The sequence below is a fragment of the Acinetobacter sp. TSRC1-2 genome, assembly GCF_049895885.1.
Classification (GTDB): domain Bacteria; phylum Pseudomonadota; class Gammaproteobacteria; order Pseudomonadales; family Moraxellaceae; genus Acinetobacter.
Genome location: NZ_JAFCTF010000002.1, coordinates 1 through 15,627 on the forward strand (window position 1 = coordinate 1; position 15,627 = coordinate 15,627).

10 protein-coding genes are annotated in these 15,627 nt (G+C 41.3%); 5 read left to right on the top strand and 5 right to left on the bottom strand.

Annotation, left to right across the window (positions count from 1 at the left end):
• Positions 1 to 816: 816 nt before the first annotated feature.
• On the bottom strand, positions 817 to 1,938 hold the full coding sequence (gene sfnG, locus ACP69Y_RS03005) for a dimethylsulfone monooxygenase SfnG (protein ID WP_425916082.1): 1,122 nt from the start codon (positions 1,936 to 1,938) through the stop codon (positions 817 to 819).
• 29 nt (positions 1,939 to 1,967) lie between these two features.
• Positions 1,968 to 2,702 (bottom strand): FMN reductase, encoded by a 735-nt coding sequence (msuE, locus tag ACP69Y_RS03010; RefSeq protein ID WP_425916084.1) that lies wholly within the window; start codon positions 2,700 to 2,702, stop codon positions 1,968 to 1,970.
• Between the two features lie 377 nt (positions 2,703 to 3,079).
• Here msuE and ACP69Y_RS03015 point away from each other — a divergent pair, with 377 nt between their 5' ends.
• Complete coding sequence (locus tag ACP69Y_RS03015) at positions 3,080 to 3,730, top strand: response regulator (RefSeq protein WP_131292605.1); 651 nt, start codon at positions 3,080 to 3,082, stop codon at positions 3,728 to 3,730.
• Positions 3,731 to 3,827: 97 nt separating this feature from the next.
• Here ACP69Y_RS03015 and ACP69Y_RS03020 read toward each other — a convergent pair whose 3' ends face one another.
• Positions 3,828 to 4,595 carry a hypothetical protein gene (locus ACP69Y_RS03020; RefSeq protein WP_425916086.1) on the bottom strand — a complete coding sequence of 256 codons (768 nt, stop codon included), beginning with the start codon at positions 4,593 to 4,595 and terminating at the stop codon, positions 3,828 to 3,830.
• A 416-nt stretch (positions 4,596 to 5,011) separates the two neighbouring features.
• Positions 5,012 to 8,503: a hybrid sensor histidine kinase/response regulator gene (locus ACP69Y_RS03025; RefSeq protein WP_425916088.1), complete on the bottom strand. Its 3,492-nt coding sequence runs from the start codon at positions 8,501 to 8,503 to the stop codon at positions 5,012 to 5,014.
• A gap of 182 nt (positions 8,504 to 8,685) precedes the next feature.
• Between ACP69Y_RS03025 and ACP69Y_RS03030 the strand changes: the two genes are divergently transcribed.
• From ACP69Y_RS03030 to ACP69Y_RS03045, 4 genes are all read left to right on the top strand, one after another.
• On the top strand, positions 8,686 to 9,018 hold the full coding sequence (locus ACP69Y_RS03030; protein ID WP_131215340.1) for a DUF485 domain-containing protein: 333 nt from the start codon (positions 8,686 to 8,688) through the stop codon (positions 9,016 to 9,018).
• Between the two features lies 1 nt (position 9,019).
• Positions 9,020 to 10,735, top strand: a complete 1,716-nt coding sequence (locus ACP69Y_RS03035; RefSeq protein ID WP_425916090.1) for a cation acetate symporter — start codon at positions 9,020 to 9,022, stop codon at positions 10,733 to 10,735.
• Positions 10,736 to 11,037: 302 nt separating this feature from the next.
• Complete coding sequence (locus ACP69Y_RS03040) at positions 11,038 to 11,730, top strand: ion channel (protein ID WP_425916092.1); 693 nt, start codon at positions 11,038 to 11,040, stop codon at positions 11,728 to 11,730.
• A 173-nt stretch (positions 11,731 to 11,903) separates the two neighbouring features.
• A complete protein-coding gene (locus ACP69Y_RS03045; protein ID WP_425916094.1) occupies positions 11,904 to 13,874 on the top strand; it encodes a BCCT family transporter in 1,971 nt (656 codons plus the stop codon).
• Positions 13,875 to 13,936: 62 nt separating this feature from the next.
• On the opposite strand, the gene omp33-36 is transcribed toward ACP69Y_RS03045, so the two are convergent.
• Entirely contained in the window at positions 13,937 to 14,818 is an 882-nt protein-coding gene (gene omp33-36, locus ACP69Y_RS03050) for a porin Omp33-36 (protein ID WP_425916096.1), read from the bottom strand.
• Positions 14,819 to 15,627: the final 809 nt, after the last annotated feature.

The window sequence follows — 15,627 nt, forward strand, 5'->3', positions numbered from 1 at the left end:
GCAACAACATGAAGAGTTGGAAAAACAGAATAAACGTTCCCGGGCCCAGAAAAGTATGCCGAGTCGTAAAGCTCAGAGAGCCATCATTGAACAACGAAATCTCAATCCTGTGCTTGACTCTTGTCGTTAAAAACAGGACATTTTAAATGGTTTATCGCATAGATATTTTAATTGGTGAATAACAGCGTTTCATAAAACCTTTGTTTTTCATGTATTTAAAAAAATTTTGACCGACCTGAAAAACAGCAAAAAGCCGGCTTGGAAACAAGTCGGTTTCTTTTTAAGCAAAGCTATAAGCTTTCGCCAATAAAATTGATCAATAAGCAATCAAATTAAAGCTTTTTTCAATGTCCTCGCGTCCGAAACTCCCCCCATTTCTGCGGATAAAAAGGGAACGGTTTTTAGCCGATCTTGTACGCATTTGCTCACATCAATCTCGTCCCTTTGCGGCTAGGCGACTAGACTTTAATTTCCTATGATGGGGCCATAGAGAACAGGAAGTTCTACAGAATAAAAAGAATAGATCGCACAAGGACTGCAAGGTACGACAGGAGTTATACCAAGCGAACCAATACGAAAAACCCCGGGCAGGATGCTGGGGTTTTTTATTATCTAAAATTTTATTATGACCAAGACTAAAAGTCCTCTCATATTGCATCCTTTCTACTTATGTAATTTATTTAACATCAATCTCTTATACGAAATGAACTTGTTATCATCCATTTAAGTTATTTATAAGAATAAAAAAGCCCTCAAGCCGAGCCTTGAGGGAGAAATGGAGCTGCTTTTTATTCTTCTTGTTATTTTCAACTGTAGTTAAGCAGACCTGGCTTGAACCCGTTGTTGCTGCTGTTTTGCTTCAAGTTCACGAACCAGAGGCAACACCTTCGCACCGAAATACTCGACTTCCTCAATAAAGTGTAAGAAGCCTGAAAGCACCAAATCGACACCGACTGCTTTCAATTCCAGAATACGCTCTGCAATTTGTTGCGGAGTACCAATCAGATTGGTTTTAAAGCCATCGTTATACTGCACTAAATCTTCAAAAGTCGATTTCGCCCAGTTTCCTTCACCCTCTAATGTTGAAGCACCTGCCTCACGGGTAGCATCGCCAAAAGCATTCACAGCTTGGATATTGGCTCTATCCACAATTTCTTGCAGAACGGATTGTGCTTCTTCTGCTGTATCACGGGCAATAATGAACGCATTGACCCCAATTTTCACACTGTGATTATTAGCTTTAGCCTTTTCTCGAATATCATCGATTTGCTTTTTAATTTCTTCAGGCGTGTTGCCATTGGTAAAGTACCAATCTGAAACACGCGAAGCCATATCACGTGCAGCACGTGAACTGCCACCTTGGAAGATTTCAATATGTGGCTGTTGCACCGGTTTTGGACTGAGGGTGTAATCCTTGAATTGATAATACTTGCCATCAAAACTGAAATTATCTTGAGTCCAGACTCCTTTTAAAGAACGAATAAATTCTTCTGAACGGACATAACGCTGATCGTGTTCTGGCCATTCTTCGCCAATCGCATCAAATTCACCGCGGAACCAGCCACTGACCACGTTAATTGCGATACGACCATTTGTGAGATGATCAATCGTTGCTAATTGTTTTGCAGCAAGCGCGGGTTTCCAAGGGCCGGGCAAAATCGCCGCAATCACTTTTAAGCGTTCAGTTTTTGCCAAAATGCCGTGACTGAAGCTTACAGACTCATGTTGATTTTCTGCGTTGTAGCCAGCAGTAAAACGAATCTGCGTCAGTGCATACTCAAAACCACTTTTTTCTGCCGCTTGGGCTAAGCGTACGTTGTACTCATAGCTCCAATCGGTGCGTTGTTCGATATTACTGATCACCAAACCGCCACTGACATTCGGTACCCAATAGGCAAATTTTATGTTGTTGTCTTGCTGTGCTTGTTGTTGTGACATATCTAAACCCTCGAGGTAGAAGTCGCTGCTTAAGCGACTTGAGCCTTCGGTGCTTTTTTGCTGTGTAGGCGAGATTCTGCTGCATCCAAGTTTGGCACTGCCGCTGAAGGAAGTACTTCTTCCTGCTGGATTTGTTTATTAATGCCCAGGTTTTGGTTGGCTTGTTGGGTTTTCTCTTTCACCACTTCTGCGCGTTGGCCTTTTGCTGGCGCCCATTCAAGAATTGGTAAAGCACGTGCCACTGCCAAAGTAATACGGTCACGCAAGAATTCGCTGTGAATGGTGTATTCAGGTGTGAAATCACGGTCTGTTGCATATACACCGATAGGCAAAGTTTGCGCCTGGAAGAAACTAAACAACGGACGTAACTGGTGCTCAAGAACCAAGGCATGACGTTCAGAACCGCCTGAAGCCGCAAGAAGAACCGGAACATCAACCAATGCTGTTTGTTCTACAAAATCAAAGAAATGTTTAAATAGACCGGTAAATGATGCGCGGTACACTGGCGTACCTACAATTAGCGCATCTGCTGCTTCTACGGCAGCCAAGTCATCTTGTACCCGTTGTGGTAATTGATTGCGGTAGATCGCACCACCCAACAAATGTCCAATTTCGCTGAATTTAATAAAATGCACATTAATTGGTGTTGCTTCACCCAGTTCGTCCAGAATCGCTTGAACCAAAGCTTCAGTTTTTGATGGGTTGTTTAAACCACCTGATACAGCAACAATATTTAAGGGCTTTTGTGTATTTAAAATAGACATCTCGGAATAACCTAAAACAATAAAATCTCGGAATGTGTTTATTAATCAATACCTGAGATATCCTGTAAAATAAGCAAATACAGAAAAGTTATCTGATTTTGAGATATACAGAAAATTGTCATTAAGTAAGCTTTAAAGGGTCGTTAATGGTTTGATTTATAAATTTATCTTGACTTTTAATAAGCATTTTTCTTTATACGATAAAATTTATATGAAAAAGTGATTAGGTTTAAACAAATTAAGAAAATACACAGTTTTGCTAATTTCTTACTGCGAATATCAGCTTAAATGCAAAAATAGTGAGATCTTGCATATCCTTAGATGTGTGACTATGGTTAGAATAGAAACCACTGTGCACAAGATCCTTCATGTCGCTTATGAATATTTTAATCGTTGATGACCATCCGTTGTTTCGTCATGCCTTAATTCAGGCCGTTCGTTACAGCTTACCGCAAGCTCAAATTCACGAAACGGCTGCAGTAAATGAGTTGTATGAACGCTTAGATAACGGACCAGAACCGGATTTGGTTTTATTAGATTTAAATTTGCCAGGGGCTTCGGGCTTTTCAGCTTTGGTTCACGTTCGTGCACAATATCCCTCGATTCCAATTATTGTGGTTTCTGCACATGAAGAAACTTCAATTATTCAACGTGCGATTGCGCATGGTGCAATGGGCTATATTCCTAAATCAGCACATCCAAGCCATATTGGTGAGGCGATCCGTCAGGTACTGGAAGGTGAAATCTGGTTACCGCCAAACTTGCCTGCCAATCTGAATTTTGATCCACGTGCAGCAGATGAAACTGCCCTTGCAGAACGTATTCAATCGCTGACACCGCAACAATTCCGTGTATTGATGATGGTGGCTGAAGGTTTGCTGAATAAACAGATTGCGTATGAGCTTGATGTCTCTGAAGCAACCATTAAAGCGCATGTCACTGCGATTTTCCGTAAATTGAATGTGCAAAACCGTACTCAGGCGGTATTGGCAATCAGTGCTTTAAATATCGAAGAAAAAAAAATGTAATCTGCTGAACCCAGCATTGAACGAAAAAGGCACTTCATGGAAGTGCCTTTTTCATTGTGAGGGAGATTTTAAAAGTCAAAGCATTTAGTGCTTTAGATTACGCGACACAGCTTTGTCTGGGAGTGTGGTCGGTGCAAAATAATGGATTTAATGCACATTGCAGATCATCAATTTGCTCTTGAGAGACATAGGCTTTCTCTTTCAGGTATTCAGCCACGCTGTCATCTCGTAAACTTAAAAATGCAGCATCATATACGCCTAAATCGACAAATAAGGCTGCAGTTTCCAAGCTGTTAAAACGGTCTAAATAGACATCACTGCCATACAGCAGGAAAATATGATCTTCATTGGCCTGCGCATTTACACCTAAACGTTTTGCCAATTCAAAAGGTGGGGTTTTAATAAAAAGCAGATCAGACAATTCATCAAATTGTGTGGTATCTAACATATTCTCATCGGTTTTTACTTTACCTAGCCATGCTTTAAAGACCAGTACCGCACCACCACGTAATAGCATGCTCCAAATCTGGTGACGCACTTGATCAGTCAAGTCTTTAGATTCGGCTTTTAAGGACTGAATCAGCTTATCTTCTTGTTCAGCCAGTCGATCAAATAGACCCAAGCCTTGGGGTTTGTATGCGGCAGGGCTGAAAACATCAAAATTCAATTCATCGAACACTTGTAATGCAAGTGGAACTGCACTTTGATACAGGGCGTTTAATGCCTGAATATGAATATCCTTCAAGTGGCTGGGCTTAAACAATTCAGTCCATTGAATTTCGGGTAACAGGGCATTGGCACCATATTGACGGTAAAATTGTTGCCATTGATCTACGTTATGGCTTCCGGCTTCAGAAATGTTCATCTTAAACTCCTGTATTTTTCTATGATGATCAGTTTCTTGGGCAGCGTTTTATGTAGGTACTGATAGACAGATTAAACTGATCATTTGTTGCTCTCATATATGAGCCAGGATGATGACAAACGGAATACGACTAAAGTTATAGATGCAACTTTTATCAAAAAAATACTTTTAATAATAAAAACTTGTAAAATTGTAACCAAGTATACAAGTGTATATTTAAATTTTGATGTTCTTTGCCATAGAAAGTACGAACTTGGAGTTTTTGGTCAATGCAGCAGTGCTTAAACTAAGACTTTTTGAACAGTTTTGCCTAAATGAAAAAATAAATTGCCAGTACCCGTAATCATAGGTGTATTTGTGTAAAAAAACGTCCATTTCATCAATCTGAAATGGACGTCTGAGTTTAGGATTTAGGTTTAAGGACTGGAAATTTTTAATCCAGATAACCATGAACGAAGCGATGCCGGTTTTAACGGTTTTTTCAGCAGCACAATATTCATTTCTTTCAAATATTGTGGAAGTTCAGGATCAGAATCTGCAGTAATCAGCGCTACAGGAACTTGCTCTTGACGGTTTTCCAGAATGAAATCCAAACCGATTTTATTGTTATTCAAGTGCTGGTCGACCAACCACACCTGAATGTTTTCTTGCTGAATGAGTTGTAGCGCCTGTTCAGGTTCAGTCGCTTTAAACACTTGATAGCCCCATTTGCTCAGCAAAGTCGACATGCCTTCCAAAATGGTTTCATCATTGTCTAAGCATAAAATTTTATAGGCTTTGCTTTTCAGCGGAGTCGCCTGAACCGGCGTTGCCACCACTTTTGGCGCTTTCACAATCGGTACTTCAATCATGAAGCAAGAGCCTTTACCATATTCGGAATAGACATGTACCGGATAGTCCAGCAGACTGGTCATACGCTGTACAATGGCTAAGCCTAAGCCCAGACCTTGTTCACCCCAAGGTGAGGTATGACCGCAGCGCTCGAATTCCTGGAACAGCTTAATCCGTTGTTCTTCTGCAATACCCGGACCGGTATCCCAGACACCAATCCGAATGTTGTTGGGTTTTTCTGCAGAACGCAGCACACCGACAATCACGCGACCTTTGGCGGTATAACGCAAGGCATTGCTGACGAAGTTTTGAATAATACGTCGAATCCATTGCGGATCGGTATCAATCCAGAATTGCGCATCATGTACACTCAATTTAATCCCACGTTGTGCAGCGATGGATTTAAATTGCAGTTCTAAATCACTCAGCAAGTCATGCAGGGGATAAGATTGACGCTTAGGTTGAATCGTCCCACCTTCCAAACGCGCAATATCAAGCAGGGCAGACAACATACTTTCTGCACCATGCAAGGCACGATCAAGTTGTTGTAAGGTTTTGCGGTCTTCATCGGACTGCACGCTTTGTTCTAAAGCGGTACTAAACAAACGTGCGGCATGCATCGGTTGTAATAAATCATGACTCGCTGCTGCAATAAAGCGACTTTTTGACATATTGGCGCGGTCAGCTTGTTCGCGTGCCAATTGCTGCTCGGAAAGCGCATTGGCGAGCTGTTGGGTTCGATCTTGAACTCGCCCTTCAAGTACGGCTTCATTTTCACGGAATGCGGTAATATCGGCAAAAGTGGTCACGAAACCACCGCCTTCAATCGGATTTCCGCGCATCTGAATCACCCGACCATCTTTACGGATCCGTTCAAATTCATGGGCGCTCCCCATCGCCATCCAGTGAATCCGTTTACGCACATGTTCTTCAACTGAACCCGGGCCGCATTCACCACGTTCTGCGTTATAGCGAATTAGATCTGCAATTGGACAACCGACATAGACAATGTCTTTTGGATAGTCGAACAGTTTCAGGTATTGATTGTTCCAGGCCACCAGACACATATTTTCATCCACCACGCTGACCCCTTGGGTCATATGGTCAATCATGGTCATGATCAGGTTTTGGTTAAAACGCTGCCATTGTGAAGCCTGATCCAGAATGTTTGCAACCTGACCAAGGGCTAAACCATTATTCACCATTGCCGTGGTGAGCAGTGTACGCGCAGAAGCTGAACCGATGGTTCCTGCCAGATACTGTTCGGTGAAGCGCCACCACATGCCATTGGCACTGCTGTTCTCGTTCAGGATGACATTGTTTTGCGCACAGAATTGGTGAAAGGCTTTGGTAGTAGGTCCTTCACCGGTAATCCGTTTGGCCAGGGCAATTAAATCCCCAACTTTCAGACGGGCCACATCATGATTGAGGTAGGTAATGTCCGTCGAGCTTGTGTGTGCCGGCAAGGGCTTGGTTTCATAATAGAAGAAACTTTCCGCTTGAATCTGTTCCGCAATACTGGGGCGAAAAATTCGAGAGACCCAAACATATAACAGGATATTCAGACCTAAAGACCAAATCACGCCATGGGTCAATGCGGCAAAAGACTGAAAACCGAGTAAAGCTTCTGGACGTAACCAGTTAATGCCCAAAGGCCCCAGACTCAGGAATTGTTGGGTAAACTGGCTGTATTCAGCAGGCAAGCTACGCAATACGGTGGGTAACAGCAAGGTATATGCCCATATTACGAAGCCGGTAATCAGACCTGCATAAACCCCCTGCTTGCTACCGCCACGCCAATACAGTCCACCAATCAGGGCAGGAGAGAATTGTGCCACTGCACTAAATGCCAGCAAGCCAAAAACAGAAAGTTGGTCGATGTCATTAAAGAAATGGAAGAACAGGAAGCCCAGCAACATGACCGCTAAAATACAGACGCGACGGGTGAATTTGAGTACCAACGGCAGACGTTTGTCGTGACGTGAAATTATGCCTGTGCGCCAGAGAGCCGGCATAATCAGGTCATTACTGAGCATAATCGACAAAGCGACCGATGACACCAGCAACATGCCGGTTGATGCAGAAAAACCACCCAGAAAGGCCAATAAGGTTAACCATTCCTGATTATAACTGAGCGGTAATGACAGCACGGCAACATCGGGAATGGCTAAAAAGTGCGGGGCTGCATGTAATGCCCAACTGGCAATGGGAATAATCGCGATGGTGGTCAGGATTAGATAAGTGGCAAACCAGCGACGTGCCCCACGAATATGTTTTTCATCGCGTAGTTCAACCACAGCCACATGGAATTGGCGTGGCAAACAAATGATCGCAAGGGCTGCCAATACCGTTTGTACCCAAAAAGTTTCCGGTACACCAAACAGTTGGACCTCTTTAAATGTATTAGCGACATCATTTGAAATTTGCGCCAGATTTCCCGGAGAATCAAACACAAAAAATAAGGCAACACAGAGTAAAGCAAACAGTTTAACAAAGGACTCAAATGCCACCGCCAGCATTAAACCGCCATGCTGTTCGGTATTGGCAATTTGTCGGGTTCCAAAAATCATGGCTAAAATGGCCAATATCCCAGTTAAGAACAGCACGCCATTGGTCGTGCTTTCTATGCCCGAGTCCTGTTGCAGAATCACGGCGGCACTTAAGGCAATCGCTCTCAGCTGCAAGGCCAAATAAGGAATAATCGCGATGACGGCAAGAATGGTAACCAGGGATGCCAATGTTCCGCTTTTGCCATAACGCGCGGCAACAAAGTCGGCAATGGAGGAAATGGCATGATGTTGACGTACTCGACCCAAGCGTCGCCAAATATCGTAACCGAGTCCGACAAAAATTAACGGTCCTAAGTAAATTGGCAGGAAAATAATCCCTTCACGAACAGCGGCACCAGTCGCACCATAAAATGTCCAAGATGAACAGTAAACCCCTAAAGTTAAACTAAAAAGTAGCATGCGACCGCGGGTACTTAATCGACTTGCATGTTTTTCCCCAAAAAATGCACAGATAAAAAGTAATGCGATATAAAGGGCGAGAACCCCGATAATAAGCCAGCTGTTCATATTGCCTACAGTGTAAAACTATGTCGTAATGATACCCTATCTGATAATCTGACCGCTTAATTGATCAAAATTTAACGACCAAAGTATTAATTACAACAACCCAACAAGATTGTTAAGTTATACAACGTAATAATTCGAATTAAAAATAGCACCTAAGATTGGGTGCACACAGGAGCATTGTTATGGATGAGAGACAGGTAGAGCAAATTCTACAAAATCCAAAATTTAAACAGATGGTCAGTAAAAAAAGCACACTGAGCTGGACACTTACAGCAATTATGTTGTTCGTCTACGTGGGTTTCATGCTGCTCGTCGGTTATAACAAAGAATTCTTAATGAGTTCTTTTAGTGGTGGTGTAACAACTTGGGGAATACCACTAGGTCTAAGCATCATCGTATTATCATTTATACTTTGTGGCGTGTATTCCTATATTGCTAACAATAAGTTAGATCCGTTAACAAAAGAAGCAATGAGAGAAGTAGAAGCAATTGCTAACGCAAAAGGACCGCACTAATATGAAATGGAATTCATTAAAGGCTCAGGCCTTAGCAGCATCAACGCTGCTCATGTCGGGTATGGTCATGGCTGGTCCAGATCTTGGGGCTGCTGAACAGCAAGCGACCAACTGGCATGCCATTATCATGTTCGTGATTTTTGTCGCTTTCACCTTGGTGATTACCAAATGGGCAGCGAAACAAACCACCAGTACTACAGATTTCTATACTGCCGGTGGCGGTATTTCAGGTTTCCAAAATGGTTTGGCGATTGCCGGTGACTATATGTCTGCCGCATCCTTCCTCGGGATTTCTGCACTTGTTTTTAGTTCAGGTTTTGACGGTTTACTTTACTCACTCGGCTTTATGGTAGGTTGGCCAATCGTATTGTTCTTGGTGGCTGAACGTCTGCGTAACTTAGGTAAATTCAACTTATCTGACGTGGTGTCTTTCCGTTTGGCAGAAAAGCCGGTACGTACCTTGGCAGCCGTGAGCTCACTTGTGGTTGTTGCGTTCTACTTAATTGCTCAGATGGTTGGTGCAGGCCAGCTCATCAAACTGCTCTTTGGTTTGAACTACAACATTGCTGTTGTCATCGTTGGTCTATTAATGATGGCTTACGTAATTTTCGGCGGTATGCTGGCAACCACTTGGGTACAGATCATTAAAGCGGTGATGTTACTTTCAGGCGCGACCTTTATGGCATTTATGGTCATGAAAGGCGTGGGCTTTAGCTTCACTGAAATGTTTGAACAATCGATTCAAATCTTCTCTAAAGTACATGAAGTAAGTTTGACTGAAGCCGGCAATATCATGGGGCCAGGTAAGCTAGCAGCCAATCCTCTAGATGCTATTTCACTCGGTCTGGCATTGATGTTTGGTACTGCAGGTTTACCTCATATCTTGATGCGTTTCTTCACCGTGAAAGATGCTAAAGAAGCTCGTAAGTCAGTTGTGGTTGCCACAGGTTTCATTGGTTATTTCTACCTTTTAACTTTCATCATTGGTTTCGGTGCGATCCTTTATGTATCGAATAACCCGCAATTCCTTGATGTGGCAAAAATGGCACTGACCGGCAAGTTAGAACTTGTTGGTGGTAACAACATGGCTGCAGTGCACTTAAGTGATGCGCTTGGCGGCGACTTGTTCATGGGCTTCATTTCAGCAGTGGCATTCGCAACGATTCTTGCTGTAGTTGCAGGTTTGACCTTGTCTGGTGCTTCAGCAATTTCACATGACTTGTATGCAAACGTATTCAAAAAAGGTCAAACGACCCCTGAATCTGAACTTCGTATGTCAAAAATTGCGACTTTAGGTCTTGCAATCTTTGCGATGATTTTAGGTATTTTGTTCGAGAAACAAAACGTTGCCTTTATGGTTGGTTTGGCATTCTCTGTGGCTGCATGTGCCAACTTCCCGGTACTTGTACTTTCAATGTTCTGGAAAGGCTTAACTACGCGCGGTGCGGTCATTGGTGGGGTAGTAGGTTTAGCGCTTGCAGTGCTCTTGATTGTTCTATCTAAAGCCGTTTGGGTGGATACATTAGGTATCTCTGATACACCAATCAATCCGTTTAATGGTCCTGCGATCTTCGCTATGCCATTGTCGTTCTTCTGCTGCTGGTTGTTCTCTGTGACTGATAATTCAGCACGTGCACAAGCAGAACGTAAAGCATTTGACGCACAGTATGTTCGTTCACAAACGGGTATTGGTATCTCTGGAGCATCGGATCACTAAGACTCAAAATTGAACCGATAAAAAAGTCCCTGCGGGGACTTTTTTATTGTCTGAATATTTATGATGCGCTTGATTAATAAGCTCTTGTTTCAAATTTAATAGGTTTATTTGAAGCTGATTTTTATTTTTTTGCTTCACGAATTCAATTTTTAAAATTCAATTTAGAATATTTATGAATGAATTTCTTGATGATTTTCATACAAATGTATTGCTGGTATTGTGTTTAGTTCGTGCTAAGTTCATCAGATGAAAACAAAGAAAACACCATGATAAACAAAAACAGCAATGTCTTGGAGTTATGAATGCAGGCGTTTATTGATGTTTGGAAGATTTTCCGCTTATTACCTTCGGCGTGGCTGATCTTGTTGCAATTTTTCATTTTAATATTATCTGTGGCCGTCAATTACAGTACGACTTATCGGACATTGACCTGGCTTTTAGGGGTTTTGGTTTTATTGGTGATTGCCAAAGTTATTCGACAAACACCGATGTTTACATTTTTAGGCTTAAGTTTTGTGGGTGGAGCCGTCGTTTTTTCTTCACTGATTTTATTGGGTATAGATCATCCAATGATTCAAGTGATAGCGCATGGTTTCGAGGCTGCAGCCTATTTTAGTGCCGCATATGGATTATTGCGTTATATGTTTGAAGACCGTTATTTAACTATAGATGAACTGTTTGCGGCAGGTGCGGTATTTACGCTGCTTGCTTGGGGTTTTGCCTTTTTATATAACATTTGCCAGTTGTTGGTGCCGGGCAGTTTTCACAATCCAAATATGAGCGGTTTACAAACCTGGCTGGATTTATTGTTTTTAAGTTTTAGTTTGCAGTCGGCAACAGGCTTGGCTGATTTAATGCCGATGAGTGCACCGGCACGGGTGTTGGCTGTGATGCAAATGTTTTGTGGGGTTATGTATTTGGCACTGATTGTGTCACGTTTAATTGCCCTGCAATATATTGCACATTTACCCAATCGCGATAAAACCAACAAATAATCTGGGCTTTTGAGAATGTTACAGGAATGTAACTGCGCTATTCCGGTCATTAATTTATGATGCGTTTGAGTTTTAATTCATTTCTACTTAACTCATCTTTTATTTATCCTCGATAAATGCTTTGTTTGACCTGCTGGTCTGTCACATTAATTAAAATATAAAATGGAGGATGTATGCCTTCCAAAAATCCATCCTGGTTTGCTAACGTCAATCCAAATGTGTTTTTAAGTACGGTCACTATTATTTCTATCTTCCTGATAGTGGTTGTTTTAGCCCCCAACTCATTTGAGCTTATTACCAAACACCTTAATCAGTGGGTTACAGATTCTTTTAGTTGGTTCTATGTGTTATCGGTCGCGATATTTCTTATTTTACTGATTTATATTGCGCTATCGGACATGGGCAAAATTAAACTGGGTCCTGATCATAGCCAACCCAATTATAGCAATGGTTCCTGGTTTGCCATGCTATTTACGGCAGGTATGGGGATTGGTCTGATGTTCTTTGGGGTGGCCGAGCCGGTAATGCATTATGTATCACCGCCAGAAGGTGCGGGCGAAACGATTCAAGCCGCACAGCAGTCTATGCGTGTGACTTTCTTTCATTGGGGCTTTCATGCCTGGGCAATTTATACTGTGGTGGGATTGGCACTGGCTTATTTTGCTTATCGCCATAATCTGCCACTAAAAATTCGTTCTGCTTTATACCCGATGATCGGTCAAAAAATTCATGGTCCGATCGGGGATGCAGTGGATACCTTTGCCACGATCGGGACAGTTTTTGGTGTCGCTACCACCTTGGGCTTTGGGGTAACGCAAATCAATTCCGGGCTGAACTATCTGTTTGGAATTCAGCAAGCACCTACTACCCAAGTGATCTTGATTATCGTGGTCAGTGCCATGGCTTCAATGTCGGTATTTTTAGGCTTAGATAAAGGGATTAAACGGCTATCTGAACTTAATTTAATTCTGGCACTGATTTTACTGCTATTCGTATTTTTTGCCAGCTCTTCTATCTATTTGCTGCAAACCACCATTCAAAATGCCGGGCAATACATCTCAAATTTATTCGCGATGACCTTTAATTTATATGCCTATCAGCCCAATGGCTGGATTGGCGGTTGGACCATTATGTATTGGGCATGGTGGATTTCATGGTCGCCATTTGTGGGCATGTTTATTGCCCGGGTATCCAAAGGACGCACTATTCGTGAATTTATTGTTGGTGTTTTACTGATTCCGACCGGTTTTACCCTGATCTGGATGGGTTTTATGGGAAATGCCGCATTATATAGCATTCTCCATGAAGCGAATCATTCTCTGGTTTTGGCGGTGCAACGCGATTCATCGGTCGCGTTATTTGAGTTCTTGCACAGCTTGCCTTTTTCAAGCGTCATGAGCTTGTTGGCAACTTTTCTGGTAATGCTATTTTTTGTGACTTCCGCAGATTCGGGTGCATTGGTGACCGATTACTTAACCGCAAAATCTGAAAATTCTCCCACTTGGCAAAGGCTGTTTTGGACCGTACTGATGGCAGTATTGGCGATTGTTCTACTGTTAGTAGGCGGATTAGGCGCATTACAATCAGCCACCATGATGAGCGCCTTGCCATTCACTTTTATTATGCTGTTTATTTGTTGGGGCTTATTAAAAGCCTTACATTTAGATGTCACTAAAATGAATGCATTACAAGAGGCACGCATTACTCCACGAGCAATCCAAAACCCACGCAGCTGGCAGCAGCGTTTAGGTTTGATTATGCATTATCCGCATACTGAAGCAGAGGTGAAACAGTATATTGAAACTGAAGTATCCAAGGCCTTTCAAAGTGTGCAAAAGGAGTTTCAACGGCGTAAGTTGACGGTGACGATTGGTTCGATTGCCGATGGCTTGGAATTGAGAGTTGATCATCACGATGAAATTAATTTTATCTATCAAGTGGTGATACGAGAAACTGTTCCACCGAGTTTTATGCCAGAAATGACCGCGAATGAAATAACCTATTATCAAGCGGAAGTTTTTTTAAGAGAAGGTGGTCAGAACTATGATGTGATGGACTGGACTTCAGATGATCTATTGCAAGATATTATTGATCAATATGAACGCCACTTACATTTTTTAAGTCTGGTTCGAACCTCTGAATAAAGCTAAAAAATAAAAAAGGACGCATAAAGCGTCCTTTTTTGAATTCTTTTTCTAATCAAAAATTAGAAACGGAATTTAGCGTTTACACCAACAGTTTCCGTATCATATACAGAACCTTTTTCAGCATTAGCATTTACGTAAGATGCGCCCACTGCAACAGCAGGAGTGATGAAATAGTTTACGTTCGCACCCCAAGCATTATCTGGAGAACCAGCGAAGCTAGATTCCATGTAAGAAGCAGCAACGCTTAATTTAGGTGTAACGAAAAGAGTTGTACCTAGGTTGTAAGCAGTAGCTTCACCGTAAACTAAACCGCTTTCGAAACCGATTGACATGTTCGTACCGTCAATCGCACCTACGTATTTAGTACGTGCAGTGATCGCATCTTGGTCGGCAGCAATAGTGTCAGACTCTAAAGTAGCCTTAGCAATACCATTATTCATGATATTGAAAGCATCTAAAGAATATTCGTTAGCAACACTTGTATAACCAACTGCAACCAAGAAGTTAGGGATTACAAGAGCACCAAGTTCTAATGCATAACGGTCGCCTTGGTCATCAGATTGACCGCCTTTACCATCAAGTTTAGTGTGGTTGTAAGAAGCGCTTAAGTATGCAGGAACAAATTTAGTAGGAACATAGACTTCAGCTTTAGCACCATAAGTATGAGCTACCATGTCAGTTCCATCAGCATCAACGTCATATTCACCATAGTTATAAGCTACAGATACGTTAGACGCTTGGTTTAAGAAAGCTGCTTCAGCTAATGGACCTTTTGAAGAATCAACATCTTTAAAGTAGTAAGTACTTTGTACAGCACCAGTAAAGTTTTTGTCATTTACAGTGTTGTCGATGTACTCAGATTGACCTTGTACTTCGAATTGGTACGCTTGAGCACCGGTCATGGCTAATAATAAAGCAGTGGCTAAACCGAGTTTTTTCATAATAGATACCAGTTCTGTTAAAAATGGATTAAACAGCAGGTATTGTATTGTAACAAAACATTAAGTCAATGAACTAAAAGAACATTATTTTATTGGGCTTTTACTCTAGATAATGTATTTGGTTAAAAAATAAACAGTCGGCTTATTGCCTGTCAACTTTAAAAACTTTTTTCAGAACAAAAGAATATGTGCATTAAAGCAACTTATCCTTCTTGTAATTAAGAAAATTCAAATGAATCTTTACAATGTAAAATTAGATTGATTTGTATATATTAATTGTAAAAAACAATTTATGTGTGTTGGTATAGAGTCAACTAATTATCATATTTGTAATATTTTCTGGATTAAAACAATAAATAAAACTTAAATTGGATATTTTTTGTTTAAAAAACAAACGTACTAATTGGGAATTTGTGAAATATTTCACATTTATCTGTAATTATTGTGACTAAAGTAAATCCATAGTGTTTCAATAGGCTTTACTTATTTAGTGTTTTTTACCATAATCTATCTATCAAGTCGTATTACATTGAAATAATGTGATGATGATCTGATTCTCCATGAATAAGTTTTGTTTTTATATGCCCAGCTTTCCCCAAGGTTGGGCTTTTTTTTGAACTAAGCATCTCTAAATGAGTTTTCATATTTAATAAAGAAACTATCCAAATATTTGCTCTCCCATTCAAATCCAAACAAGATTAATTTTTTTTACATAACGAGTTATTGCAAGGTTTAATGATTCAAAAAACCTATTCGGAAATATTTCTATTATTATTGCCCTATTTAAGTGCGAAAATAATTTGAATTTC